Annotated in this window: 24 protein-coding genes and 2 pseudogenes; 11 read left to right on the forward strand and 15 right to left on the reverse strand. The window is 69.4% G+C overall.

What is annotated here, in order from left to right:
- Nucleotides 1–332: 332 nt before the first annotated feature.
- The 6 genes from ACFYXB_RS05390 to ACFYXB_RS05415 all read right to left on the reverse strand — a co-directional run bounded on the left by ACFYXB_RS05390 (nucleotide 333) and on the right by ACFYXB_RS05415 (nucleotide 5,191).
- The gene (locus ACFYXB_RS05390) at nucleotides 333–1,481 is read right to left on the reverse strand and encodes a PP2C family protein-serine/threonine phosphatase (RefSeq protein ID WP_389577954.1); all 1,149 of its coding nucleotides are present in this window, start codon (nucleotides 1,479–1,481) and stop codon (nucleotides 333–335) included.
- A 321-nt stretch (nucleotides 1,482–1,802) separates the two neighbouring features.
- Nucleotides 1,803–2,204, reverse strand: coding sequence for a hypothetical protein (locus tag ACFYXB_RS05395; RefSeq protein ID WP_389577957.1), 402 nt, complete (start codon nucleotides 2,202–2,204; stop codon nucleotides 1,803–1,805).
- Nucleotides 2,205–2,817: 613 nt separating this feature from the next.
- Entirely contained in the window at nucleotides 2,818–3,261 is a 444-nt protein-coding gene (locus ACFYXB_RS05400) for a PIN domain-containing protein (RefSeq protein WP_389577960.1), read from the reverse strand.
- Nucleotides 3,258–3,518, reverse strand: a complete 261-nt coding sequence (locus tag ACFYXB_RS05405; RefSeq protein WP_389577963.1) for a CopG family transcriptional regulator — start codon at nucleotides 3,516–3,518, stop codon at nucleotides 3,258–3,260. Before ACFYXB_RS05405 ends, ACFYXB_RS05400 begins: the two co-directional genes overlap by 4 nt.
- Before the next feature lie 489 nt (nucleotides 3,519–4,007).
- Nucleotides 4,008–4,166 (reverse strand): hypothetical protein, encoded by a 159-nt coding sequence (locus tag ACFYXB_RS05410; RefSeq protein WP_389577966.1) that lies wholly within the window; start codon nucleotides 4,164–4,166, stop codon nucleotides 4,008–4,010.
- A gap of 89 nt (nucleotides 4,167–4,255) precedes the next feature.
- On the reverse strand, nucleotides 4,256–5,191 hold the full coding sequence (locus ACFYXB_RS05415; RefSeq protein WP_351360233.1) for a LysR substrate-binding domain-containing protein: 936 nt from the start codon (nucleotides 5,189–5,191) through the stop codon (nucleotides 4,256–4,258).
- Between the two features lie 107 nt (nucleotides 5,192–5,298).
- On the opposite strand from ACFYXB_RS05415, the gene ACFYXB_RS05420 reads away from it, so the two are divergent.
- Both ACFYXB_RS05420 and ACFYXB_RS05425 read left to right on the forward strand, forming a co-directional pair.
- A complete protein-coding gene (locus ACFYXB_RS05420) occupies nucleotides 5,299–6,240 on the forward strand; it encodes an NADP-dependent oxidoreductase (RefSeq protein WP_389577969.1) in 942 nt (313 codons plus the stop codon).
- 37 nt (nucleotides 6,241–6,277) lie between these two features.
- Nucleotides 6,278–7,327 carry an aldo/keto reductase gene (locus ACFYXB_RS05425; RefSeq protein ID WP_389577972.1) on the forward strand — a complete coding sequence of 350 codons (1,050 nt, stop codon included), beginning with the start codon at nucleotides 6,278–6,280 and terminating at the stop codon, nucleotides 7,325–7,327.
- On the opposite strand, the gene ACFYXB_RS05430 is transcribed toward ACFYXB_RS05425, so the two are convergent.
- The gene (locus ACFYXB_RS05430) at nucleotides 7,311–7,634 is read right to left on the reverse strand and encodes a hypothetical protein (RefSeq protein ID WP_389577974.1); all 324 of its coding nucleotides are present in this window, start codon (nucleotides 7,632–7,634) and stop codon (nucleotides 7,311–7,313) included. The two genes, ACFYXB_RS05425 and ACFYXB_RS05430, sit on opposite strands and share 17 nt — an antisense overlap.
- 501 nt (nucleotides 7,635–8,135) lie before the next feature.
- On the opposite strand from ACFYXB_RS05430, the gene ACFYXB_RS05435 reads away from it, so the two are divergent.
- From ACFYXB_RS05435 to ACFYXB_RS05450, 4 genes are all read left to right on the forward strand, one after another.
- On the forward strand, nucleotides 8,136–8,432 hold the full coding sequence (locus ACFYXB_RS05435) for a hypothetical protein (protein ID WP_389578637.1): 297 nt from the start codon (nucleotides 8,136–8,138) through the stop codon (nucleotides 8,430–8,432).
- Between the two features lie 77 nt (nucleotides 8,433–8,509).
- Nucleotides 8,510–8,815, forward strand: coding sequence for a hypothetical protein (locus ACFYXB_RS05440; protein ID WP_351360246.1), 306 nt, complete (start codon nucleotides 8,510–8,512; stop codon nucleotides 8,813–8,815).
- Nucleotides 8,816–8,948: 133 nt separating this feature from the next.
- Nucleotides 8,949–9,443, forward strand: a complete 495-nt coding sequence (locus tag ACFYXB_RS05445) for a DUF5994 family protein (RefSeq protein ID WP_389577977.1) — start codon at nucleotides 8,949–8,951, stop codon at nucleotides 9,441–9,443.
- Between the two features lie 71 nt (nucleotides 9,444–9,514).
- Nucleotides 9,515–9,841, forward strand: a complete 327-nt coding sequence (locus ACFYXB_RS05450; RefSeq protein ID WP_389577980.1) for an STAS domain-containing protein — start codon at nucleotides 9,515–9,517, stop codon at nucleotides 9,839–9,841.
- A gap of 32 nt (nucleotides 9,842–9,873) precedes the next feature.
- Here ACFYXB_RS05450 and ACFYXB_RS05455 read toward each other — a convergent pair.
- Nucleotides 9,874–10,095: pseudogene (locus tag ACFYXB_RS05455) on the reverse strand (integrase); the annotation flags it as partial.
- Here ACFYXB_RS05455 and ACFYXB_RS05460 point away from each other — a divergent pair.
- Nucleotides 10,093–10,377: pseudogene (locus ACFYXB_RS05460) on the forward strand (arsenic resistance protein); the annotation flags it as partial. The pseudogenes ACFYXB_RS05455 and ACFYXB_RS05460 overlap by 3 nt on opposite strands.
- Here ACFYXB_RS05460 and ACFYXB_RS05465 read toward each other — a convergent pair.
- Together ACFYXB_RS05465 and ACFYXB_RS05470 are read right to left on the reverse strand one after the other, a co-directional pair.
- Nucleotides 10,308–10,673 carry a transposase gene (locus ACFYXB_RS05465; protein WP_389577983.1) on the reverse strand — a complete coding sequence of 122 codons (366 nt, stop codon included), beginning with the start codon at nucleotides 10,671–10,673 and terminating at the stop codon, nucleotides 10,308–10,310. The pseudogene ACFYXB_RS05460 and the gene ACFYXB_RS05465 sit on opposite strands and share 70 nt — an antisense overlap.
- Nucleotides 10,674–10,924: 251 nt before the next feature.
- Nucleotides 10,925–12,379 carry a SpoIIE family protein phosphatase gene (locus ACFYXB_RS05470; RefSeq protein ID WP_389577985.1) on the reverse strand — a complete coding sequence of 485 codons (1,455 nt, stop codon included), beginning with the start codon at nucleotides 12,377–12,379 and terminating at the stop codon, nucleotides 10,925–10,927.
- Between the two features lie 472 nt (nucleotides 12,380–12,851).
- Between ACFYXB_RS05470 and ACFYXB_RS05475 the strand changes: the two genes are divergently transcribed.
- Entirely contained in the window at nucleotides 12,852–13,067 is a 216-nt protein-coding gene (locus ACFYXB_RS05475) for a DUF4177 domain-containing protein (RefSeq protein ID WP_351360272.1), read from the forward strand.
- A 439-nt stretch (nucleotides 13,068–13,506) separates the two neighbouring features.
- Here the strand turns inward: ACFYXB_RS05475 and ACFYXB_RS05480 are convergent, their stop codons facing one another.
- The gene (locus tag ACFYXB_RS05480; protein ID WP_389577988.1) at nucleotides 13,507–15,816 is read right to left on the reverse strand and encodes a hypothetical protein; all 2,310 of its coding nucleotides are present in this window, start codon (nucleotides 15,814–15,816) and stop codon (nucleotides 13,507–13,509) included.
- 494 nt (nucleotides 15,817–16,310) lie between these two features.
- Between ACFYXB_RS05480 and ACFYXB_RS05485 the strand changes: the two genes are divergently transcribed.
- Together ACFYXB_RS05485 and ACFYXB_RS05490 are read left to right on the forward strand one after the other, a co-directional pair.
- A complete protein-coding gene (locus ACFYXB_RS05485; protein WP_389577991.1) occupies nucleotides 16,311–16,532 on the forward strand; it encodes a hypothetical protein in 222 nt (73 codons plus the stop codon).
- A 420-nt stretch (nucleotides 16,533–16,952) separates the two neighbouring features.
- The gene (locus tag ACFYXB_RS05490; protein ID WP_389577994.1) at nucleotides 16,953–17,150 is read left to right on the forward strand and encodes a hypothetical protein; all 198 of its coding nucleotides are present in this window, start codon (nucleotides 16,953–16,955) and stop codon (nucleotides 17,148–17,150) included.
- Between the two features lie 9 nt (nucleotides 17,151–17,159).
- Here ACFYXB_RS05490 and ACFYXB_RS05495 read toward each other — a convergent pair whose 3' ends face one another.
- Entirely contained in the window at nucleotides 17,160–17,729 is a 570-nt protein-coding gene (locus ACFYXB_RS05495; protein WP_389577997.1) for a TetR family transcriptional regulator, read from the reverse strand.
- A 134-nt stretch (nucleotides 17,730–17,863) separates the two neighbouring features.
- On the opposite strand from ACFYXB_RS05495, the gene ACFYXB_RS05500 reads away from it, so the two are divergent.
- Nucleotides 17,864–18,757 (forward strand): SDR family oxidoreductase, encoded by an 894-nt coding sequence (locus ACFYXB_RS05500; protein WP_388500106.1) that lies wholly within the window; start codon nucleotides 17,864–17,866, stop codon nucleotides 18,755–18,757.
- On the opposite strand, the gene ACFYXB_RS05505 is transcribed toward ACFYXB_RS05500, so the two are convergent.
- The 3 genes from ACFYXB_RS05505 to ACFYXB_RS05515 all read right to left on the reverse strand — a co-directional run bounded on the left by ACFYXB_RS05505 (nucleotide 18,754) and on the right by ACFYXB_RS05515 (nucleotide 24,440).
- A complete protein-coding gene (locus ACFYXB_RS05505; RefSeq protein ID WP_389578001.1) occupies nucleotides 18,754–20,205 on the reverse strand; it encodes an FG-GAP-like repeat-containing protein in 1,452 nt (483 codons plus the stop codon). The two genes, ACFYXB_RS05500 and ACFYXB_RS05505, sit on opposite strands and share 4 nt — an antisense overlap.
- Nucleotides 20,206–20,378: 173 nt before the next feature.
- Nucleotides 20,379–22,661 carry an N-acetylmuramoyl-L-alanine amidase gene (locus ACFYXB_RS05510; RefSeq protein WP_389578639.1) on the reverse strand — a complete coding sequence of 761 codons (2,283 nt, stop codon included), beginning with the start codon at nucleotides 22,659–22,661 and terminating at the stop codon, nucleotides 20,379–20,381.
- A gap of 318 nt (nucleotides 22,662–22,979) precedes the next feature.
- A complete protein-coding gene (locus tag ACFYXB_RS05515) occupies nucleotides 22,980–24,440 on the reverse strand; it encodes an FG-GAP-like repeat-containing protein (protein ID WP_389578004.1) in 1,461 nt (486 codons plus the stop codon).
- Nucleotides 24,441–24,633 lie beyond the last annotated feature (193 nt).

The raw sequence follows: 24,633 nt of genomic DNA on the forward strand, positions 1-24,633 counted from the left end.
GCAACGCCGAACATCGAAGACCACCGCGACCGCAGTGAAGGAGGCCAGCCGGAATAGAGCCGGAACAGGCAATAGCGCTGCGCCGGATGCGGTCAGCAGCGGGTTATCTGCCCAGTTCACGGCCACACGCGTGCCCGGGGAACCACAGCTAGGTTCGCTCTCCAGCCCAGGTCAGTGACTTGCCAGGTCAGCCGGTAAGCGGATACGCCGTCTTCCAAACTGGGTGCTGGGCCTCACGTGGGGTGTCGCTTCCGATGGGTACGGTAGTTGGCCAGTCTCGTGCTCAAACGTCGGCGACGTCTGGCCGAGCGCGCGGAAGTGGCGGGCGGGGTTCATAGACGCACGATGACCAGGGCGGTGTCGTCGGTGGCATCACCAGGTGGGAGTAGGTCGGTGAGCATGGCGTCGGCGAGGGTTTCGGGGTCGTCTGCCTGGTGGCGGGCCAGGGAGTCGGCGAGCCGGGCGAGGCCGGTGTCGATGTCTTCGCGGCGGCGTTCGATCAGGCCGTCGGTGTAGAGCGCGAGGACGGCGTCCTCGCGGAAGGCCGCGGCAGCCTGGATCCGGGGCATGTGTTGAGGACGGGCGCCCAGTGGGGGGTCGGTGGCCTGGTCCAGGAACTCGACGGTCCCGTCCCTCTGTAGGAGCGCGGGTGGGGGGTGGCCGGCGCTGCTGTAGGTGATGGTGTGGGTGTCCCAGTCGATGAAGGTCGTGGCCACGGTGGTGTTCTCGGCGCCGTCGATGGTGCGGGCGTACAGTCCGAGGGTTTCCAGGGCGCGGGCGGGGCCTTCGGCGACGAGGGAGGCGGCGCTGAGGGCGCTGCGCAGTTGTCCCATGACGCCGGCCGCGGACAGGCCATGGCCGACAACGTCGCCGACGGCGACGGCGATGCGGTCGCCGGGCAGGTCGACCAGGTCGTACCAGTCGCCGGCCACATTCAGCGCTTCGGCGGCGGGCCGGTAGCGAACGGCCGCCGGGTGGCGGCCGACCGGGCGGGGAGCGGGCAACATGGCTTCTTGCAAGGTCAGCGCGACTTCACGGGCGCGGATGAGTTCGGTGAGTTCGGTGACGTCCTCCACCCGGTGCACCAGCAGCGCCACCCGCCCGTCCGGGCCGAAGACGGGAACGTTGGTCAGGGTCCAATACCGCTCGTGCCATACCCCAGGCTGATCGGGGTCCTCCATGTCGTAGCGCTGCAGGGCTATGGTGTCGCGCGCACCGGTGTCCGCCACCCGGCGCAGTGACGCCAAAACTTTGAGCATGAAGGAGTACTTCTCGGGGCGGTCGAAGAACTCGGGGCGGTCCTCGAGCAGGAAGCGACCGACCCATTCCTCGCGGGTGGTGCGGCGCTGCTCGAGGGTACGGCGCGTGATGCGCAGGAACTCCGCGTTGACGTCCACGAAGATCAGCTGCGGGGTCAGCAACGCCACCGCCCCGGGGAGGGCCCGGAACACCGCCGTGTAGTCGACCTCCGGTTCCGTCATGACTTTCCTGCCTTGACGCTGCTGCTGGTGCGTCCTCTCAGGATAGGAGCGGCACGGCCAGGACATCACTCCATCGGCGCACAGCCACCCCTCTAAATTCGACCACGCGTTTGATTTTGGCGCCATTACAGTCACGGCCCAAGTGACGGTTCGGGCGCTATGCCGGCAAGCACCCCCCTGCCAGCCGGAGCCGAGCCACGGGCGTCCCGACAGAGTTCGCTGGTTAGAGCATGGTCTCAGTTTTGGTCTCATTCGCTGGCGGCAACGGAGCAGTGGCCGCACCAAACCAGCAGTGACTGTCGGGGGCACCGCAGCGTGCCGTCAAGCTCCGATCCGTCGTCCATCTCGTCTCGCAGAGGCGATCACGGAAACGACGGTGGTCACGACGAGGCTCCCCATCATGACCAACCCCACGCCGACCATGAAGAGGCCGCTGGAATCGTCCGACCAGTCGTAATAGGCAGCAACGGTGAGGCCAAGCGTGGTGCCGAGCACAGCGCCTGCGATGTAGCGCCGGGATGCCGCCCAGTACACCGGTACCAGCAGAGTCAGCACCAGCCCGATCACCTGCCACGCCTCGTACGGGCCGGTCGTCGTACCGTCAGGCTGCACGTCACGATGCTGGTCCCAGCCCAGCCAGACAGCCCACACCGCTAGCGATACCCCAGCCAGCACGAGGATCTGCAACAGCTGGAGAACGGGTTTCAGTAGTCGTTGGCGCATGCCTCAAGCATCTCGGCCCACCCCGTCACCGGCCAGAGCGCAAGTACTCAGCTCTACCCGAGTACATGAGCCATGGGCAGAGCTCGACGACCAGATCAACCCCGGCAGGAGCGCCCATGGCGCTTCGGGGCGTGCCACTTGCATGCCAGATCCTGCGGGGACCCACGGGGAACAGCGGGGACCAGGCCAAGGTGCCCCCCGGGCTGGGACACCCTCCGCCACAGGTCAGTGGGGTAATTGACCCCAGAGCACCCAAGTTTCCCAAGCTGAGAGCGCGAGTTCGATTCTCGTCACCCGCTCTTCTTGAAGCCCCAGGTCAGCGGCCTGGGGTTTGTGTTTTGCCGAAGGTTGTCCTGCAGTTTCCGGCCCGCCAGGAGCACGAAGATCGGGCACGCGGAGGGCACGGGTTCCGAGCGGCAGCCGTACGCGCGACGCTTCCAGGCTCGGAAGCCAGGCTTGACCTGCGGCTTCGTGGTTCGGGCCGGAACCTCTCCGCGTCAGGAGACCTCAGCCTGCTATTCCCTCCGCAAGTCTGAATGTCGTTGCGTGCACAGCGGAGGTGATGCAGGCCGAAGTCCCTTTCAGCGGCTGGGACTTCGGTGTCGAAAGCCCGTCACAGCGGCAGATCGTCGGGAAGGACCCGGAATGCCTTGTGACGACCCAAAGGCCGTACGGCACGGAAGTCACGCCGGTCGAGGGTGAGGATCGCGTCGGTGTCGTAGTCCGCGGCCAGCGCCACGTTCACCGCGTCGGCGAGGTCGAGATCCAGTGCGTGGTAACGGACGCGAACGGACTGGGCCGCGCCCAGGTGATCCTCTGTGATCTCCGGCATGACGACCCGGCCCCGGTTCATCCAGCGGCGGAGGTCGTCAACCGCGCTGACGGCGGCCTCCCGCCCGAGCTCCCGCGTGGCGACGTGATCGAGTTCCGCCAGCAGGAGCGGCGACATGACCAGCAAACCGGCCGCCATGATCGCCTCGTTCGCCGCCCTGTGCTCCGGGTGCGTCGAGTCGAGGGCGGCCAGGAGGCCGGACGTGTCGGCGATAACGATGATCACGCGGTAGTTCCGGAGTCCGTCTTGCGGCGGACCGCGTCGCCAACCACGTCACGGACCTCGGCCTTCGACGGAGTACGCCCCGACCCCTCGAAGGTGCGCGAGAAAAGCGGCTCGTCCCAGACGCGATTCGCCATCGCCGCAAGGTGGATCCCCTGCCGAATGATCTCCGCCTCGCTTATGCCCCGACGCTTGGCCGCCTCCTTGATGATCGCCAGGTCCTCGGGGTCGGCGTAGACGTTCGTGCGCTTCATGGACATGTACCAAGAATAGTCCATGTACCAGATTGATGTATAGTAGGTGGCCTTCCTCGTCTCCCGGGATGAGCGTGCGTGTCTCCACACGTGGGGTGCGGACCTCGATCGGTCCCTGTGCCGCGAGGCTCGGCCTGGGCAGTGGTGGCGCGCGGGTCTCGTCCGGTCTCGGCCCCTTCTACGCGTCGGGTTCCCTCAGTGGCGGTCGACGCCGGACCAGCACACGCCGCGCCGCGGCGGCAGACGACCGGCGTCCATCTGCAGTCGTTCCCCGCCGCCCATCCCCCCGTCATCCCGGAACCTCCCCAGCTGGGCCCGCCATGGACACTCGCCGAGGCTCAGGCGTTCCACCTCCAGGGGGTCGCGACTGGCCCGTGCCCAACGGGCCGCCGCCAAGCAGCAGGCGGAACAGGACGCGTCCGCTTGTCCGGCGGCCATCCCGTGTGGCCGTGAGACGGCCGTTGTCGTGGCGGTCTCACGGCCCGGGCGGTCGGCTCAGCGGGTGACCATCAGGGCGTCCAGGGTGACGGTGGATCGTCCGGGTGTGCTGCCGGAGAGGACCCGCAACGGCACCTTGTGGGTCGTGATCGTGGTGCCGAGCGTGTGGGTGAACACGACTTGCCGGTAGACGGTCTTCGCGGCGTAGGTGTTCACCGTACCGACCGCACATTGCGTCCTTTCCTGCGAGGTCACCGTCCCGGGCCGAGCGCGTCAGCCCTCGTACGAGCCCGCCCGCGATGGTGTCAGGTAACTGCCGTCTGCGGTGTTTCCCGCTTCTGGGGCTGGGTGGCCGCCGCGACCGTGGTGGCCGCAAGGACGAACGCGGCGACGGCTGTCGAGCGGGAGGTCTGTGGCCACGCCACGGCCAGGGTGGCCGGTGCCAGGTCGTCGACCGGGCGGTAGGCGAGCTCGGGCCGCGGATAGCGCCGGGTGAGCGAGGCGGGGAAGAAGCAGACGACGCTGCCGAGTTCGACGCGCCGGAAGATCTCGGGCAGGTCGGAGGCGTCCTGCGCGATGCTCGCCGTAGCCGCGTCGTCGTGTGCCCCCGCCCGGTCGTGCCGGCCGCTGGCGGGGCCCTGGTCCGCGGATGAGCCGTCGGGAAGGCTGAGGCCCGCCAGGTCGGCCAGCCGCAGGGACGGCCGGGCGGCCAGGGGGTCGGTGGCGGCCAGGGCGATCAGGAACGGCTCGGTGACCAGCGGCTCGGAATCCAGGCCGTGGTCATCGAACGGGGCGAGCAGCAGTGCGGCGTCGGCGCGGCCGTCGCGCACCGCCTGCGCCTGTTCGCCGAAGCGGCCGAGCACCAGATCGACCGGCAGGGCCGCCTCCTGTCCGGCGTACGCGTCGAGGATCCGGGGCAGCAGACCGCCGTCGATGTCGGGCTTGAGCGCGAGCCGCAGCCGAGGCGTGGGCTCGCCGGCGTGCCGGGCCCGCCGGCCGGCGGCACTGATCGCGTCGAGGGCGGTCCGGGCGTCCCTGAGCAGCACCTCCCCGGCCGGCGTGAGCGTGACCTCGCGCGTGGTACGCCGGAGCAGCACCACACCGAGCTGGCGTTCCAAGTCCCGGATCGCGCGGGACAGCGGCGGCTGCGCCATGCCGAGCCGTTCGGCCGCGCGCCCGAAGTGCAGCTCCTCCGCGACCGCGACGAAATACCGGAGCTGCCGCGTCTCCAGGTCATTCATACCTCCAGGGTATCGACGGCGCCCGGATCGGTCCTTCAGGTCCGCCGCCCCGCCGCGTTGACTGGCAGCGGGGGCAGGAGTGAAGGACGAGGAAGAGGAGATGAGCCATGCGTGCTGTCGCGGTGCGCGGGATCGGTGAGAAGCCCGAACTGACGGAGCTCCCCGTGCCCCGCCCGGCGCCGGGAGAAGTCCTGGTCGAACTGGCGGCGGCGTCGGTGAACCCGATCGACATGGGGATCGCCGAGGGCCGGATGCCCATGCCGTATGTGACCCCGCTCGTCCTGGGCGTGGACGGCGCGGGCCGGGTGACGGAAACCGGGGAGGGCGTGCGCGGGTTCAGGCCCGGCGACACCGTGCACGGCCAATTCCTCCACGCGCCTTTGGGCCACGGCACATTCGCCGAGTACACGGTGGTCGCGGAACGCCCTGACAGCGGAGCGCTCCAGCGGGTCCCGGACGGCATGCCCGCCGGGATCGCCGCGGCGCTGCCGACCGCGGGCATGACCGCGCTCGGCGTCCTGGAGGCCATCGGCCTGCGATCCGGGCAGTCGGTCCTGATCGCGGGCGCCACCGGCGGGGTGGGCGTTCTCGCCGTCCAGCTCGCGGCGGCCCGTGGAGCGGAAGTCATCGCGACCGCCCGGCCGGACACCGACCGGTGGATCCGCGGCCTCGGCGCCGCCCTGACGGTCGACTACACAGCCCTCGACGTCACGGAGCAGGTCCGCAGGACGCATCCCGGCGGAATCGACGCCTTCGTCGACCTCACCCTCGACACGGCCCGCTTCGGTGCGTACGCCGGGCTCGTCCGCGACGGCGGCGCGGCCGCGTCCGTGACCTTCACCGCTCCACCGGAGCTGCTCGCCTCCGAACGCATCGCCGTAGACAACTACACGATGCAGGACAAGCCGGACCTGCTCGCCCGGATCACCGTCGAGGCCGCGTCAGGCCGGATCACGGTCCCTGTCCAGCGGATCGTCACGCTGGACGGGGTTCCGGAGGCGCTGGCGCGCGAGGGCGGCGCACGCGGCAAGACGACCGTACGGATCTGATGTTCGTCAGGACCCCGGAAGGACTGGAGAGACCCTCGTGGACTACGTCAAGCTCGGCAGCACGGGCCTCGATGTCTCGCCGATCGCGATCGGCGCGATGACCTACGGCGAGCCCGACCGCGGCCACCCGGTCTGGTCGCTGGGCGAGCAGGACAGTCGCCTGCTCATCAAGCACGCCCTGGAGCAGGGGATCAACTTCTTCGATACGGCGAACGTGTACTCGCAGGGCTCCAGCGAGGAGATCCTCGGCCGCGCGCTGCGGGACTTCGCCGACCGCGACGATGTCGTGATCGCGACCAAGCTGCGGAATCCGATGCGCTCGGGACCCAACGGCAAGGGCTTGAGTCGCAAGGCGATCATGACCGAGGTCGACCACTCGCTCAGGCGCCTCGGCACGGACTACATCGACCTGTACCAGATACACCGCAATGACCATGCGACCCCGCTGGAAGAGACCCTCGATGCGTTGCACGACCTGGTCAAGGCCGGCAAGGTCCGCTACCTCGGCGCCTCGTCGATGCCTGCTTGGGAGTTCGCGAAGGCGCTGCACCTCCAGCGCGAGCACGGCTGGGCCCGGTTCGTGTCGATGCAGGACCACTACAACCTGCTCGCCCGCGAGGAGGAGCGCGAGATGATCCCGCTCTGTCTCGACGAGGGCGTCGGCACAGTCGTCTGGAGCCCGTTGGCCCGAGGGCGCCTCGCTCGCGCGTGGACAGAGGCGAGGTCGACCGCGCGAGGCGGCAACGACGGGTTCGCCGACATGCTGTACACGGCGCAGACCGAAGCATCCGACCACGCCGTCGTCGACGCCGTCGGCCGCATCGCCGAGACCCGAGGCGTCGGGCGCGCGCAGGTCGCCCTCGCCTGGCTGCACAGCAAGCCGGTCGTCACCGCTCCCCTCGTCGGAGCCAGTACGACGCAGCAGATCGACGACGCTGTGGCCTCGCTGGCGATCGAGTTGAGCGACGAGGAGCTCCGCGCGCTCGAAGCGCTCTACACGCCTCGCCACGACTTCCAGGGCGTCTCCGATGACGCCGAGATCCAGGCCATCATGGCGCGCCTGCCCCAGTTCACGCCCTCGAGCTAGGGCGAGCAGGCGCGGAGGCGGCGCGGCGGAGCAGACTCCCCCGAACGTGTCCGTCGAACCCCGCCCACCACGGACCTGCGCCGCCCGTGGGGAAGCCGTAGGCATATCCGGTCAGGGCGGTGGTCTCCGCGATCAGGAGCGAGAACCCCGGTCGTCGTGCGTCGGCGGCGAGATGGCGCAGGAAGGCGGCACGCGCCTGGTTCCACGCCCATGGGTCACCACCGGGGGTCTCCGCGTACAGGTCGCCCAGCTCCTGCAGGCGGTCCGCGACCTGACCACGCGTCAGGGGGCGGACGCGTTCTGCCACCTGGGGCGAGGACCTGCGCTCCGCCCTTGGCGGGCCCGGCATGCGGGTGCGCGGCCTGCCCCGTGCGAGTCGGAGCGCGGGGAGAGCCAAGGTCGTCGGGAGCAACATGTGCGCTGTCATGACCAACCCTGCCCCGGGCGCGAACGAAGGCCGACTCGGCGTCGTCGATCCCCGAGAACGGCACCGGCGTCTGAGGCGGTGCGCGGCGTGTCCTCGGTGTCTCCGCCGTACTCCCGGCCGGGCCCGCCTCGGCGGCCCGGCGGTCGCCGACGACCGCGTCAGCCGGCGCCGACAACGGCACCGGCCTTCTGGGATCGGGCGCCGCTTTCCGGCCCAGGCCGGCTCGCACGGCCACCGGGCTCGGGCGACCTGCCAGCAGCCGGACCGCCGTTCGGCCATGGCATGCACGGCCACCTTTACCCGGCATACCCTTCAGAGGAGGGCCGCCGTGGAAACGCGCCGCAGCTCCCGCACCTCACCCGGTGTGTCGGGGGTGGCCGGATTCGTGGTTCGTACCCGTCGCCGCCAGGAGGTCCGTATGGAGCACGAGCCCTTACCCCCGAGGGCCACGCCGAGGTCCGCGTCGTCGCCGCGACGCCGGAGGTCGCCCGTCGCGTCACCGAAGTGCTCTGGCGCTGCTTCGCCTCGACCGAGCAGCGCAGCTACCCCGCCGGCCGCGAAGGAGGGACCCGGCTCCATCTCACCCTCGACACCGCGCGCGCCGCGGAACCCGCACGGTCCTGGCTCGCGACCAGCGAATCGACGGATCAGGACCGGACACACGCCGATGAGGTGTGACCCGGGGGTCCGTTCAGCCACGAGGACCCGCCGTCGTGTCCGTCCCCACGCGGCCGTCACCTCGGAGAACGACAGCCATGACGAAACTCCACGAACGCAAGAACAACAGGGAGGCGGTCCTGCGATCCCTGTACGGGGCCGCCGAGCTCAATCGCCCCGAGGTCAGCGGATCGGCGCTCCGCGCCGAGCTGGGCCTGCCCGACGAGGACCTCTCCGCCGCCTGCGTCTACCTGGCCGACGAGGGCCTGATCAACGTGGACTGGACCTCGCACCGGACCCCCGCCGCCGTCTCGCTGACACATGAGGGCATCCGCCTGATGGAGGAGCTGGAGGAGGACCAGGAGGATCGCGACAAGACAGAGAAGGCACAGCCGGACGACTGATCCACCCGCTCCTCGTCGACCAGGAGTAGCCTGACCGTACCGAGGGTTTTTCGCGCAGCGCGACCGGCGGTGCCGTTCCCGGCGAGTGACCAAACGGGCAGTCGTCCCACGGCTCCCGGGACGGGACCGCACGATGGAACCCGGCAGAACGTCGGCCGAGGGTGCGTCCGGTGCCGACGCGCACACGTACCGCATGCCCATCCCCCGCCTGACCCTCACCCCGGACGCCAGCCATGGTCCGCTGGACGGAGCCTGGTGGCCGCGCTGCGACGCGCTGGAACTCGAACTTCCCTCACTCGTCGGCTCGTTGGAGCCGGACCCGGCCGCCACGATACGGGTCACCGTGGGGCCCGCCGAGTGGCGCGACGCCCCGCACACGGTCATGGCGCCCGGCCGGGTGATCGCCGTGGAGCCGGCCGGACCCGGAAGCGAGGCGCACGTCATCACCCTGGACTGCGGCACCGTGGGACGCTGGGTGCTCCTGGTCGTCCCGCCCGGGGAGCCGGCCGGAACAGCAGCCCGGCTGCTGGCAGCCGCCGCCGACCCCGAGAACCCGCTGACCGCCGCGCGGATGCTGGCACTCGCCGAAACGGGTCGCCCGGTGGGCACGACCGGGGAAGAAAAATGAGGAACGCGGCACCTTGGGAGCCCGCGGCAGGGACGACCGGCCGGCCTCAACCACCATCCTCGCGCGAGCCGTTGACCACTCAACACGAAACGCCCACGCTCTTCGAGGAGTGCCGCATCGTCCGCGCACGCGGCGAACTGGACGCGCAGATCCTGGCGCCACTGGTCCACGCCCTGGCCGAGGCCCGCGCGGCCTGGCCCGGACGGCTCCTCCTGATCGTGGACCTGAGCGAGGTGACCTTCACCGACTGCAGCATCCTGACGCCACTGTGCGAGGCGTGGTGCGACTGCCGCGCCCGGGGCGGCTGGATGCGCATCGTCTACGACAACCACACGACCGACCTGGTCTTCCGCCAGACCGGCCTGCTCGACCGCTTCCCCGCCTACGCGAACGCATAGGACTGTGGGTGCCGATAAATCATCCGGCCTGTTCAGGCGGCATGTTGGTACTCGTGCAGGGTTCCGCCGAGTCGGTCTCGCCGCCGGACCTCAAGATGCTTCATCCACGCTGGCACGTTGATCGGTTTGGGTAGTGGGCGAGGTTGCGCGGCTTGCTTCAGCGCTCGGTGCGGTCGATGCCGGTTGTGGAAGGACTCGAACTCGCGGAGCCCGTGCAGGAGGTGGCTCTGGTTCCAGATCAAGGTGCGGTCTACGCCGTGTTCCTGCTGGTCATGGCGTTCGCCGGAAAGGCCGTAGCCAGGCTGTTCCGACTCGACGCCGGCGCCGGGCGAGCGATCGTCTTCACTGGCGCAACCCGCAACTCCCTGGTCGTGCTGCCGCTGGCCCTGGCACTGCCCGACGCGCTTGCGGTGGCCGCGGTCGTCGTGGTCACCCAAACCCTCGTCGAAGTCCTCGGCATGGTCGCCTACGTCCGCCTGGTTCCCCGGCTACTGCCCACCAGGGAGGCGACTGCGAAGGAGCCCGCCGCGTTCTGACCCCGCCGCCGGTCAGCAGCAAGAGCATCCCGGGCGGCAGCCGCAGACCGCAGCTTGGGGATGGCCAGCTCGACGGTGGCGGCCCTCGTGTCCCACTCGCGTGGGCGGTAGCCGTTGCGGTGGTTGACGCGTTCGTCGCTGACCTGGCCGTATTCGGCCCCGCAGAGGGCGTCGGCCTCGGCGGACATGAGCGCGTCGGCGAACGTCTGGACCATCGCGCGCAGCAGGTCGGGACTCGCCGTGGCGAGGTTGTCTTCCGCGAGGGCGTGCAGGGGCACACTGCCGGGTGCGGTCATCGTGCTGATCTCCCTTCGAGCTTCGACATCTCGAAGATCAGCCGGTGGCCGTTCGTCTATGCGGGCCTCACCCCGACGCCGGAGCAAACCCCCGGATCAGGTCGAACCCGTACACCACTTCCCTGGACGCAACCCTTGACTCGGTCATCAAGTAATCCGATCTCCGGACGGCGATACCCCGAAGGGGACGTCTCCCCTCTCGGAGGCTGGCCCGGGCAGCAGGCTCTGTGGCCTCGGGCAGTCCAGCCCGGTCACGCAACCGATGCCAGGACAGGGGATGGGGCTGACTGCTCGGCCCAGACGATCTTCCCGGTGGGGGTGAAGCGGGTTCCCCACCGCTCGGCGAACTGGGCGACGAGGAAGATTCCGCGACCGCCTTCGTCCATGGCCGTTGCGTAGCGCAGGTGCGGGGAGGTGCTACTGCCGTCGCTGACCTCCACCACCAGGTTGGTATCGCGCAGAAGGCGCAGGTGGACAGGGGGCGCCGCGTAGCGGATGGCGTTGGTGACCAGTTCGCTGAGGATCAGTTCGGTAGTGAATGCCGTCTCCTCCAGGTTCCAGTCGGCCAGCTTCGCGAACACCTCGGCTCGCAGGCCGGCCACCGCGGCGGGAAGGGCCGGGATGTCCCATTCGGCGATACGGTCACGCGGAAACGCGCGGGTGCGGGCGATCAGGAGAGCGACGTCATCCACTGGACGGGCGGATAGCACCGCCTCCAGGATCGTCTCGCTCGTCTCCTCCGGGTCGATCCCCACGCCGGAGAGCGCGTTACTCAGCAGCTTCAGGCCGGCCCCGATGTCGCGGTGCCGGTTCTCGATGAGCCCGTTGGTATAGAGCACGAGCTGCGTACCCTCCGGCAGCTGCCGCTCGTCGGCCTGAAAGCGCAGGCCGCCTATACCGAGCGGGGGACCTTCAGGCAGGTCGAGAATCTCCACGCGGCCGTCCGGATAGACGATGGCGGGCGGAAAGTGACCTGCTCTTGCCATCGCGCAGCTACAGGAGACCGGGTCGTAGATCGCATACAGGCACGTAGCCGCGGCGGTCCCGTCCTCGCTGGCGCCCGCCTCCGCATCCATCTGATGAACCACGTCGTCAAGGCGGGCCAGCAGCTCGTCGGGCGGCAGGTCAAGGGTGGAGAAATTGCGGACCGCGGTGCGCAGCCGCCCCATGGTGACCGCGGAGCGCAGGCCACGGCCGACCACGTCGCCGACCACCAGGGCGGTGCGGAACCCTGGGAGAGGGATCACGTCGAACCAGTCCCCGCCGACCTCGCCCTCGGCGGGCACGTACCGGCACGCCACCCGGACGGCGCTGGTGTCCGGCAGCACACGGGGCAGCAGGCTGTGCTGCAGCGTGGTAGCGATGGCGCGCTCGCGGCTGTAGCGGCGAGCCAGCTGAGAGACCGCAAGGCCGACGACGAGCAGCAGCCCGGCGGTTTCGACGTCGTCCGCGTTGCTCATTTGGGTGAAGCTTTCGTACGGAGTGGTGAAGAAGAAGACGAACCACACGGCGGCGGACAGGGCCGTGAGGACCGCGGCCCAACGGTAGCCGAGGGCGGCCACGGCCGTGACGACCAACATCAGGATCAGGGCCTCGTTGGTGTGGGACAGGCTGCCTCGGATGGGCAGCAGGAGCGCGCAGACGGCGATCGGGCCTGCCACGGCCGCAAGGAGCGCGGTCAGCCCCTTAGCCAGATCACGAGGCATGCCACACCTCCCTGTCTCTCCGGTGTAGCAGGGCTCACGTGGCGCTGCCAGTCGATACGTAGCCTGCGGCGGTCGACCCGCACGCTGCGGCTCCTGCCAGGCCTGCCACCGGAACCCGGATTTCAGGCACAGGCGTATGTGCCTGCGGCCAGTACTTCGAACGACTTGGTCAGGCGACGCCTTTCCGTCTCGGTTTCCGTCTCATTCAGCAGCGGCCGTCGGCGTCCAGCCGGGGCCGGGCGGCCAGCCTGAGTGAAGACCCGGACGGGGCATGAACGCAGGTAAATGCCGGCGGGTCCGCTGCCGCCGCCCGAGTCCCAGACCATCGACTCGACGATCTGATGGCCCTAGCAGCAACGGGACGATGGTTCACGAAGTGGGGCCCTCGGTGTGCAACAACACCCAAAGGTGATTGTCTGGCCCGGGCCATCACACCACGACCCGGCCCAGCCGGCAGGAGGACTCCGCAGCCATGAGTAACCCCGACGTGTACGAATACAAGGTCGTCACCTTCCGGGAGTCGCTGATCGGCGACGCACTGGACAGCGACAAACTGGAGAAGGTCCTGAACAAGCATGCCGAGGACGGCTGGCACCTCAAGGCCATCACCTCCGCCGACGTCAAGGGCCGCATAGGTCCCGGAGCCGTCGAGGGACTCCTGCTGACCTTCGAGCGTTCGCGCGGTTAACCGGACCCTCGTGGCAGGACGCCCGTGGCAGAACCCCCAACAGAAGCGGCCCGGACGCCTCGGCGCCGAAGCACTTGGTCTCGTCCGTCGGTGTCCGATGCAGTGGGACGGCGTGGGCGGCGGGATACACCGGCGACCCGTGCGGCCCGATCCTGTCGGGCACGGACGGCGTCACCGTGCGCTGACCCACCACCCCGACCAGGGCCCCGACCGCCACCCCGACCCGGCGGGCGGGGCCCCTCCGCGTGTCAGCCGCCCGCTGGTGCGTAAGACGCAGCGCCAGACGGAGTACGAGGGCGCACTCGGGGTCGTTCCAGCCGCAGCCGAGGAGCAGGAACTTGTTGAGGACTTCGGTGGAGGCGTACGGCGTCGCCGCGATCTCGGCAGAACGCTGGAAAGGCATTACTCCCGAGCAGTGGACGTCACTGAACGTCCTGTCTCACGAAGGGCTGCCAGGCCGGACCGTGAGGTAGGTCCACCGGCTCCACACGCTGCCGGTCTGTGCGCCCTTGGTCGGCGGTGTGTAGTGGCCACGGACGCGGTAGTGGTCGTTGCTCGTGAAGAGCTTCAGAGCTCGGCCGTAGCCGTACCAGCCGTCGGAGTACAGGGGCACGCAACTCTGCGAGGTGGCCTGGTGCCAGGCCCCCGAGTAGTAGTGCTCCAGGTACACCGACGTGCAGCCGCCGGACTGGCGGGGAGCGACCTGGACGTTGAAGCCCATGGTGACTTCGGACTTGTAGAAGACCTGGTAGGTAGTGGATCCGATGCGGGTGGTCGTCAGCGGCCACTGCAGCTGCGTCCGGACCGTCGGCGTGAGGGTCGTACTGGTGGTCACCGTGCGGGGTGCGTAGCGGTAGTCGCCCGTGAAGGCCGCGCTGAAGGCGGTGTTGCGGGTGACCTTGTAGTACGCCACCAGGTTTCCGTGCGTGTCGACCTTGCCGCTCTTCAGTTGGACCTTCGACTTGCCGGCGGGCTGGTCGTACAGCGTCACGAGGCGGGAGTTGTAGGTGGTCCCCAGGTGTGCGGTGACCTTGACGGTCGCGCCGGAGTGATACGACCTCGCGTCTGTCACCACGCTCAAGGCCGGAGTGGCCCGGGACACCTGCACCTTCGCCGACTCCGTGACCGGAAGGTAGGACGTGCCGCCGTCGTAGGTGAAGGCGTACGTGTTCGCGCCCCCGATCTGCGGGGTGTCGTGGAGGGCGAAGCTGCCATCGGCGGCGACGGAGACGGTGCCCACCGAGTAGCCCGAGGGGTGTGCCAGGTCGGTCTTGGTGATGTGGACCGCGCCGGTCGTCACGTGCGCGTGCGGCCAGGTGAGTCTTCCGGTGACCGTCATCGGTGCGGCTCGGCCGCCGGTGGACGGAGCTGTCAGCGCCATGGTGGGCGCGTACTTCGCGACGGGGATGTCGAACGTCCGGGCGGCCGGAGCATAGTGGCCGCTTCCGGAGTAGTCGACGCGGAAGCTCAGTGGGCCGGTGAGGGGAGCGGTGCCGGAGACGTCGTAGGAGCCGAAGGGGTCGACGGGCGCGCGTGCCGGGGTGGTTGCCGGGGACGGGATGAGCGCCCCGTCGGGATCGGCTTCGTCGTAGCGCGTGATCCGTACGGTGCCCGGAATCATGGATTGTCCGGCAACGAGGCTGAGCGGGGAATCGAAGCCCGCCCTGAATGTGTAGGTCTCGCCGGGGGCCGGCGGAGTGGTGGTCGAGCGTCCGGAGAGAGTGACCCATGCGGTTTCCGGGGTGCGAGCGATCTGGAGCGTCGGTGTTTCCCCGGCGGCGTTCACACCCACGGCGTAGAGCCGGCTCCCGTCCGGTGCCCAGGCGAGGCCGTGTGCGGCCAGGTGCAGCGGGGACGCGTACGCGTACCAGTGGTAGAAGCCCTCGCCCGTTTCCGGGAATGCCTCGAACCCGTCGTTGCAGCCGCAGCCGGCCAGAGTGCCGTCCGGGGCCACGGCGACAGCCCTGGCGGCTACCGGTTCGGCGAATCGCCCGTCCACCGCCAGGTCCGAGGTGCGGTACCGGTCGTCGCTCGGGCGCGCCCAGGAGGAGACCGCCAGATGCAGCCCGTCCGCCGTGACCGCGAAGTCGCTCAGGTCGGGCACTGGCAGCGCTTTCGCGGCTCGCCGGGTCAGTGCACCGCCCTCGGCCTGATACGTCACGAAGGCGGAGGTGTCGCCCGTCTGCACCGCGGCCGCGAGTACGCCGGACGGTGTCGGGGTCGTCGCCAGTATCGGCGGGGCCGGCCAACTGCCGGGATCCTGCTGCAAAGTGACCGTACCGGCCTCGTCGACGGATCCGACGCCGCCGGCGCCTGCCGTGCCGTACCCGAACCAGAGGGTGCCCCCGGCGACGGCCAGCGAGTCCGGGTGGGTGCCTGCGCCCGTGTCGTAATGCGCCGACTCAGTCAGGTTCTCCGTACTGATCGCCGCGATCGCGTCCTGGTCCGGGAGAGCCGCGTACAGCGCGGATCCGTCGTCGGAGAGGGCGAGACCGGTGGCACCCGGCTCACCGCTGATCGACGTCGGGTTCCCGCCGTCGAGGTCGGTGACGAGAATGCCGTCGGTACCGGCGCCGCCGCTGATGAACAGGTGTCCGTGTGGAGCGTCCACGACGATGTGCGCGAAGTGCCCGATCGGCAGCGCTGTGTCCGACGCCGCGTACGAGTCGACCGCGCCGGGACCGATGACGGTCGTCAGTCCCAGGAGCAGCGCTGCGGCGGTCGGCGGCGAGAATCGCGCCAGCTTCACGAAAGGCCCCCCACACAACCTTCACGATCAAGGGCCGAAAGCTAGCACGGGGAGGCCGGGGGCCGACAGTGGGTGGATCACGAAAATACGGCCGTGCCTGGACCGTCGGCAGGCCCGACCGGACACCCGCAGGCGCGAGGAAACCCGCCGCCCCGTCACGGACCGTGCACATGATGCACGAGCCCGGACAGGGACACCCGAAAGAACGCGGGCGACCAGCACATCCACAACCGTTCGGGATGCGCGCAGTACCAGGACACGGGTCCAGGACTCACTCCTGCGCACTGATCAGGAACGGTCTGTGAGCCTCGTCCTGGAAAGATGCGACGACGAATGAGCCCGTGCCGCTTCACCAGGTATCGAAGCCCCAGGTCAGCGGCAGGGAACCTACAGACTCTGCCCTAAAGCGGGGGTTGCCCTCCGGGTCTATGCTTAGCCGCAGTCGTGGACAGCCGCAGCGAACGGGACGCGCGTAGGCGCATACTGGGGTCACAATGACAAAGCCCGCTGCACCGAAGCGTCATTTGCCCACCAGCCCCTTCAAGGCCCCGACCACACCGGCTCCCAAGCACTTCGCCGTGGGCGACCGGGTCACACACGACATGTACGGCCTCGGCCGGGTGATCGGCATCGAGGACGGAATCGCGGCGCTCGTCGATTTCGGCTCGGCGCAGATGCGGATCTTGAGCCCGTACTCCAAGATGACCAAGCTGTAGCACCACTGTGCCCGGTCAGGGCACGCCAGGCCCCTTCGGGGACCTGAACCGAAAGAGAGACCTCTCATCGATCTGACGTCGCTGTTCTCCGCCCCGGAAGGGCAGCCCCGCCCTTCCACCGCAGCATCGCCGCCTCCGACGACCAACCCCTTCCAGGCCCCGGACTTCGGGGAGGACGACACCTTCCCGTTCGAGGATGCAGAGGGGTCCGACTCGGGCATGCGTGCGGCACGAACCAAGGCGGCTTAGCCCGCGCGGTCCCCACACACAGGGGCTGCGCGGGCCACGTCGGTTACAGGTCCGCCAGGAGGCCGGCCACCGAGCCGGTCTCGAATATCGAGGGGACCTCGACCTTGGGCAGGTCCGTCGTGGCCGCCGTCGGCAGCGTGTCCGTGAAGACGAATCACGTTCGGCACCCGCGTGAAGCTCGCCTCCGGCTGGGGCGCCTCGTACAACGCGGTCGTCGCGGTCGGCGACACTCACCGGCGACGGGAAGACCGACCTCGTCGCGCGCGACACGAGCGGCACCCGTACCGCTACAGCGGCAACGGCAAGGGGTCGTTCGGCGGCCGCGTGAAGATCGCGACGGGCCGGCAGGGGTACAAGGCCGTCATGTGAGCCCGCCGTCTACTTCCCCGTCGTCACCGCACGCAGTTCCTCGAAGGACTCGCGCAGCAGGTCCACGAAGTCCCTCGTACGGCCTTCGTCGCCGACCCAGCGCTCGAACGCGATGTGGAAGACGGACGTTCCCGCCTCGGCGGCCAGTTGCGCGGGCAGTGGGCTCACGCCGCGCTCGCGCAGCGCGGCTGCCAGGGCAGCTGCGAGTTTGGCGCCTTTGAGCAGTTCGCGCTCGCGCAGTTCCGGGTGGGCCGAGACCACGGCCTGGCGCTTGAGCACATCCTCTCGGCGCCCCTGCATTCCGCCGCTGACCGCTTCGAACGCGGCGGCGACCGCGTCCATCGGCGATGCGGACTCGGGCGCCTCGACGACGACCTTCGTCAGCAGTTCCTCCATCGAGCCCGAGCCCACGAACAGCACCTCGCGCTTGTCCGGGAAGTACCGGAAGAACGTGCGTTCCGTCAGCCCGGCCCGGCCTGCGATCTCGGCGACCGTCGTCTGCTCGAATCCCCGCTCGGCATACAGCTCGAGGGCGGCGAGGTACAGCCGCTCCCTCGTGTTCGGCTCCCAGCGACCCATGCGGAACATCGTAGGTGACGACAGGGACTGCCATACGTGATGACAGGGACTGTCATCACTGTTACGGTGATGACAGTCTCTGACATCGATGGATCGCCCGCCGGTCGTGGCGGGCCGGTCCATGGAGGTTTCTCATGCGTGTTTTCGTCACCGGTGCGTCCGGGTTCATCGGATCGGCCGTCGTTCCCGAGCTGCTCGACGCGGGCCACGAGGTGGTCGGGCTCGCCCGCTCGGACGCCTCGGCCGAGGCACTCGCCAAGGCCGGCGCCCAGGTACGGCGCGGCGATCTCGAAGACCTCGACAGCCTGCGCGCCGGCGCCGCCGACTCCGACGGCGTCATCCACCTCGCGTTCATCCACGACTTCACCCAGTACTCGCGGGCCGCGGAGATCGACCTGCTCGCGATCGAGACCATCGGTGCCGAACTCAAGGGCTCCGACCGGCCGTTCGTCATCGCCTCCGGCACCCTCGGGGTCGCGCCGGGCCGCCTGGCCACCGAACGCGACGTGCCCGACGCCACCGTGTCCCCGCGCATCACGGCCGCGACCACCACGCTCGCCCTCGCCGAACAGGGCGTACGTTCCTCGGTCCTCAGGCTCGCACCCTCGGTGCACAGCGAGCTGAAGACCGGCTTCGTCGGATACCTGGTCGACCTCGCCCGGCAGAAGGGCGTCGCCGGTTACGTCGGCGACGGCGCCAACCGCTGGAACGCCGTGCACCAGCTCGACGCCGCGCGTTTGTTCCGGCTGGCCCTGGAGAAGGCGCCGGCCGGCTCCGTCCTGCACGGCGTGGGCGAGGAGGGCGTGCCGCTGCGCGAGGTCGCCGAGGTGATCGGCCGCCGCCTCGGCGTCCCCACGGGCTCGATCGCGCCCGAGGACGCGATCGAGCACTTCGCCTGGATGGGCACCTTCATCGGCCTCGACGCCCCCGCCTCGAACCAGCTCACCCGCGAGCTGCTCGGCTGGGAGCCGACCCACCCGACCCTGCTCGAGGACCTCGAGCAGGGCCACTACTTCGACACCCCCTAGCCCGCCAGATCCGCCCCGAACTCGGTGTACGTGTGCGCCGGCAGGCCGACCTTCGTCGGGCCGAAGGTCGTCGACGCCGTGGTCGAGTAGAGGGTGGACGCGGCGCCCGGGAGGAACCAGGCCGCGCCCTCGGGGTCGTTCTCCTGGTCCGCCACAGCCGTGAGGTCCGCGCGGCCGTCGTGGTTCACGTCGGAGGCGAGCAGCGTCTCACCGAAGCGGTCGCCCGCCTCGACCGCGCCCGGCACGCCCGCGCTGTCCTGCGTCAGGAACACCGGCCGGGACATGCTGAGGCCGGATGCCGAGCCGCGGAGCAGGGTGATCGCACCGGCCGAGGCACGGTAGTCGGTGTCGTCCCCGAAGGTCTCGCCCGGCGCGCCGGCCGCGAGGTCCCCGTAGCCGTCCTTGTCGAAGTCGCCGATCGCCAGCGCCTGTCCGAAGCGGTCGCCGTACTCGGAGGAGTCGGGAACCCCCGCGGTGTTCTGCGAGAGCGAGACACGGCGGGTGGCGCTCGGGCCGGACCCGGTGCCGTAGATGACGTGGATCTTGCCGCCGGTGGAGCCCGAGGGATCGTCGGCCGGCTCCTCGGGGTTGCCGAGGACGATGTCGCCGTAGCCGTCCTTGTTCAGATCGCCGATCGCCGCCGTCGCCGCCGTACGCAGGGTGGCCGCCTTGCTGATGCCGTCAGGGGTGCCCTTGTAGTAGACGGCGGTGGCGAGTTGGTCGCGGTCGGGCTTCTGGCCGGTGACCACGAGGTCGGCCTTGGTGTCGCCGCTGACCCGGCCGGCGGTGAGGACCGGCTTGTCGATGCCCGGGGAGTACGACGACACCTTGCCGGTCGTGCCCGACTTGGCGAACGGACCCCGGATCAGCCGGATGCGCCAGCTGGGGCTGGCCGAGTCGCTCTGCGCGGAGATCGCCAGGTCGGGCTTTCCGTCTCCGGTGAAGTCGCCCGCCGTGATGCTCAGGCCGAAGTAACTGCCGTACAGGGTTTGCGGGTTCTTCACCGTCGTACCGCCCGACAGGCCGCTCTTCGAGCCCCAGACGATGACGACCGTGCCCGCGTCCTCGGCGCTTCCCGTCTTCTCGTGCGGGGTGCCCACGACGAGGTCGCTGTAGCCGTCGCGGTTGAGGTCGGCGGTGGCGACCTGGTCGCCGAACTCGTCGTCCTTCTCCGCGTCACCCGGGATGCCCGCGGTGTTCTGGCTGATCAACTGGTGCTTGGCGGGGTTCAGCCCGCTCGCCGTGCCGTAGACCACGGCGACCTGGCCGGCCCAGGTCTTCCCGTTCACCGTGGCGGCGGGGGCCGCGAGTGCCACGTCACGGTAGCCGTCGCCGTTGAAGTCGCCCTGGAGGCCGGAGGGGGCGGCGGACGCCGGTGCGGCGAGCGCCAGCGGGGTGAGGCCGGAGGCGAGGAGCACGGCGGACAGGAGCAAGGTGCGCTTGCGCAAGGTGTCTCCAACGGTCGGGCGGATCCCGGGGCCGGGAATGCCGATCAGAAGACCTTCGGCAAGGGGCGGAGGTTGTACGGAAGTTCGGCGAGCCTTTCCCGACTGGGGACGCACAACAGCGCGGCCCCGGGTCGGTGACCCGGGGCCGCGTCGTACTGCTCAGTGGATCGTGCCTACTTGATGTACACCAGGCCGTCCGTGGTGATGGTCGGGCGGCCGCTGGTGGCGACCACCACGATCTTGACCGTGTGCTTGGCGCTGGTGGACCAGGACTTCGTCCAGATCGCGTTCCGGTACAGGGTCGTGGACGACTTCAGGTCGACCGTCGAGACCTTGACGCCGTCGACGTAGACGTACGCCTGGCCCGAGGTCGACGCGCGCGAGACCACCCAGGAGGCCGAGCGGCCGGTGAACGTCCAGGTCAGGCTCGCGTTCTTGGAGCTGCTGGAGTACGACTTGCCGCCGAGGTAGCTGGAGGACGAACGGGTCGACCAAGTACCGGACTTGGTGGCCGAGGTCTCCTGCAGGATCATCGGGGTGAAGGCAGGCGAGGAGGTGCGGTAGTTGCCGGCCCAGTCGTAGGCACGCATCGACCACGTCGTGGCCGTGCCGGACGCGGCGGTGAGGCTCGCGCTGGTGGTCGTCGGGCCATAGGTGACCGCGGTCGGGGCCAGCAGCTTCACATAGCGCAGCGCCTTGTCGTCGGTGGCCTTCCAGCCGAGGGTCACCGGGACGGCGGTGGTGTTGACGGTGCCGGTGCGCAGGGTGAGCTTCGGCGATGTGGTGAAGGTGGGCGCGGTGGTCTCCGCCACCACGTTCAGCGTCACGGTCGCCGTCTTGCCCGACTGGTGTACGGCCCGCACGGCGACGGTGTGGCTGCCCAGGGCCAGAGTCGTGGCGGCCGAGGTGGCGCTGCCGGAGACGGTGGTGACGGTCTTGCCGTCGACGAGCAGCTGGTAGCTCTTGATGAGCGAGGACGGCGTGGTCGCCGACCAGTGCAGCGTGATCGCGCCCTTGGTGTAGTACGTCGTGCCCGACAGACCCGCGCCGTCGAGCGAGGTCGTCTTCAGACCCTGCACCGGGCCGGCTGCCCAGGCGCGGATGGTGGGCAGCTGGGCGTAGAGCTTGTCGCCAGGGCACTCGGTGTTGTAGCCGTCGCGGTGACCCGAGATCCGCTTGAAGGTGTACTTCGTGCCTGCGGTGAACTGGGTGCCGAAGAAATTCGTCTGTGTGGCACCCGCGTTGAGCTGGACCGTGCCGGCCGGGTCTGCGCCGTACTGGCCGAGCTTCCAGGCCGCGATCCGGGCGACCGAGGCCAGCGCGGCGTTGGAGGCGCCGGTGGTGGTGTAGGTGCCGAGCACCGCGATGCCCGTGGACTCCCGGTTGAAGCCGTACGTGTGCGCGCCGAGCACCGGCTGGTCGACACCGCCCTTGCGGCCCTCGAAGATCGTGCCGCACTTGTCGACCAGGAAGTTGTAGCCGATGTCGTTCCAGGCCTCCTCAATCACCTTGCCATTCTGGTCCTTCTTGGGGCTCGTGTGGTACACGTAAATGCTGCGCACGATCGCCGCCGACTGGTCGCACGTGTAGTCGACCGCCGTGTCCGTGTGATGGACGAATACGGCCTTCACATCGGCGTTGTACTCCGACGGGTCGGGACTGCGCGACTCGTCGGCGCCCCAGTCGGCCCGCGAGACGATCGACGGTTCCGGCGCCGTGGACGGCCGCGCCGGCGGCGTGGTCGGCGCGGTGGGCGCACTGGCCGACGGGCTCGCGGACGTACTCGCCGAATCCGAGGGCGATGCCGATGCCGAATCGGATGCGGAAGCGGAGTCGCTCGCAGACGCCGACGCACTGTCCGTCGGCGCGGCGCTGGTGCTGTCGCTCGGGGAGACGGAGTCGGTGGGCGACGCGCTCGTCTCGCCGACGGTCCCCGCCACGTACGCGGCCGGCTCGGCCTTCGTCTCGGCCTCCGTCACCACTCCGGGGTCGACGAGGCTGACCGAGAGCCCCTTGGGCAGGTTGGAGTTGGTGGTGCCGTTCTTGCGGACGACCTGTACCTGGACGCCGTCGGAGGGACCGACCCACAGCGGCTCGGACGCGCCGCGCGTGGTGGCCCTTTCCTTCGGGTCCTCCAACGGGTCGGTGTCCTCAAGGTTCCGCCAGGCGCTCCACTCGCCGGTCTTCAGGCTGTGGGTGCGCACCTGAGCCGTACCGTGGAGCGGCTTGGTGGCACTGTCCCAGGTGACACCGAGCAGCGAGAACTGCTTGGTGTCTGTCTGCGGCAGCTCCGCCTTGCCGGTCTCGGCGCCCTTCAGCGTCAGGTCGTAGACCTTCGGCGGACGCTTGGCCTGGCCTTCGGCCTGACTGCCGGACGGGCTGGCGACGGCGTAGGTCACAATGCCCCCACCCCCCAGGACCACGGCACCGAGCGTCAGCCACGCCCGGCGTTTCAGGCTCAACGGTTTGTACGCATGCGTACGTCGACTCACGACGTTTCCCCACCCCAAAGACGGCCACGACCGGGCCACAGAAGTCAGAAGTTGGTCACGTGCGGCACATCAGTCACATTGATGTGCCGTTTGCTACAGCGCTTTCCGCCCGGCAAACATCACCGATGAGCGAAGCCAAGTGACCTAGGTCACGGCACGTATGCCATTTGTCGGTAATTCGCAGGGGCGTACGACCGGGTCGGTACAACGGGACAGGGCGGGTCACCGTGCGATGTCCGACCGTACGTCGCACGGTGACCCTCACCGTCGGTGGTGGCTTCGTCAGCCCGCCATGACGCTGCCGAACTGGGGGCGGCCGCTGGTGGAGACGCCCACGTTGGACGGGCCGAAGGTCGTGATGCCGGTGGTGGTGATCTTCTGGCCGTCGGACAGGAAGCCGACGACGTTGCCGTTCCAGTCGTTCTCGCCGTTGACGCCAACGGTCAGGTCCGCCTTGCCGTCGCCGTTGACGTCGGAGAGCTGGACCTCGCCGCCGAAGCCGTCGTACTTCTCGTTGGCGCCGGGGACGCCTGCGGTGTTCTGGTGGAAGTACTGGCTGCCGGTGCCGGACACACCGGAGGCGGAGCCGTACAGAACGGTGACCGCGCCGGCGTCGGTGACCGACGTGCTGCTGCCGGTGGAGAGGTTCTCGCCGGGGGCGCCGATGGCGATGTCGGCGTAGCCGTCGCCGTTGATGTCGCCGGTGGAGACCTCCCAGCCGAACGCGTCGCCGGACTCCGGGTCGCTGGGCACGCCGGTCGTACCCTGGCTGACGGAGACGGTCGCGTAACTGCTGTAGTTGTTGCCGTAGATGACGTTGATCTTGCCGCCCTTGGTGGCGCCGGAGATGCCGTCGTCCCAGTTCTCGCCGATGACGAGGTCGGCCTTGCCGTCACCGTTCAGGTCGCCCGTCGCGGTGATGAGGCCGGGCGCCAGGTTCTCCTGGGAGCCTCCCTCCAGCTTGGTACCGGTGGGGGAGGCGTAGATGATGATGTTGGTGTTGTAGTGGGTGGAGGAGCTGTAGCCGTTGACGATCAGGTCGTCTCCGCCGCTCCCGTTGAAGTCGCCCGTGATCAGGTGCATGGCGCCGGCGCCGCTGCCGTGGTCGATCTGGAACGACGTGTAGTACGAACTGCTCGCGCCGGCGGACTTGGTGAAGCCGCCGCGGAAGATCCACACCTTGGCGGAGGTGCCGCCGGCCGCGAGGTCGGCCTTGCCGTCGGGGTCGAAGTCGCCGGCCGTCAGGGACTGTCCGAAGTTGTCCTGGCCGGTGGGGTTCGGGTCGGTGACCGTGGTGCCGCCCGAGATGCCGGAGGCGGAGCCCCACAGGACGACGACCGTGCCACCGTCGGTGTCGCTGCCGACGTCCTCGCCCGGGGCGCCCACCGCGAGGTCGGCGTATCCGTCGCCGTTGAAGTCGCCGGCGGCGGTGGCCTCGCCGAAGCGGTCCCCGGTTTCGGCACTGCCCGGAACTCCGGTGGAGTTCTGGCTGACGAGGGTGCGACTGCCGGCCTTGAGGCCGGTTGCCGAGCCGTACATCACGGCGATCTGACCGGCGTTGGACTTGCCGCCGACGGTGGCGAGCGGCGCGGAGACGGCGACGTCGCGGTAGCCGTCCCCGTTGAAGTCGCCCTGCAGGCCGGAACCTGCCGCGGATGCGGTGCCGGCGGCGGCCGTGAGCAGGCCGCCCGTGAGGGCCGCGGCGGCGGCCGTCGCCAGGGCGTGGCGTATGCGTCTGTGCATGCGGGCGTTCTCCAGTGCGTGTCGGGACACCGGACGGTGTCCCGAGTCGTTGGGGGTGCCGCGCGGTCCGCGTTGACCGGATTTGTCATTCCTTGATCACGGCTCGGGACTGCGGTGGCGTATCCCAGACCACCGGAGGGGTTCCGGGGTTGCACATGAACCACAGGTTTCTTCGGAGTGACTTCACGGCCAC

This window comes from Streptomyces sp. NPDC002619 (assembly GCF_042889305.1).
Classification (GTDB): Bacteria; Actinomycetota; Actinomycetes; order Streptomycetales; family Streptomycetaceae; genus Streptomyces.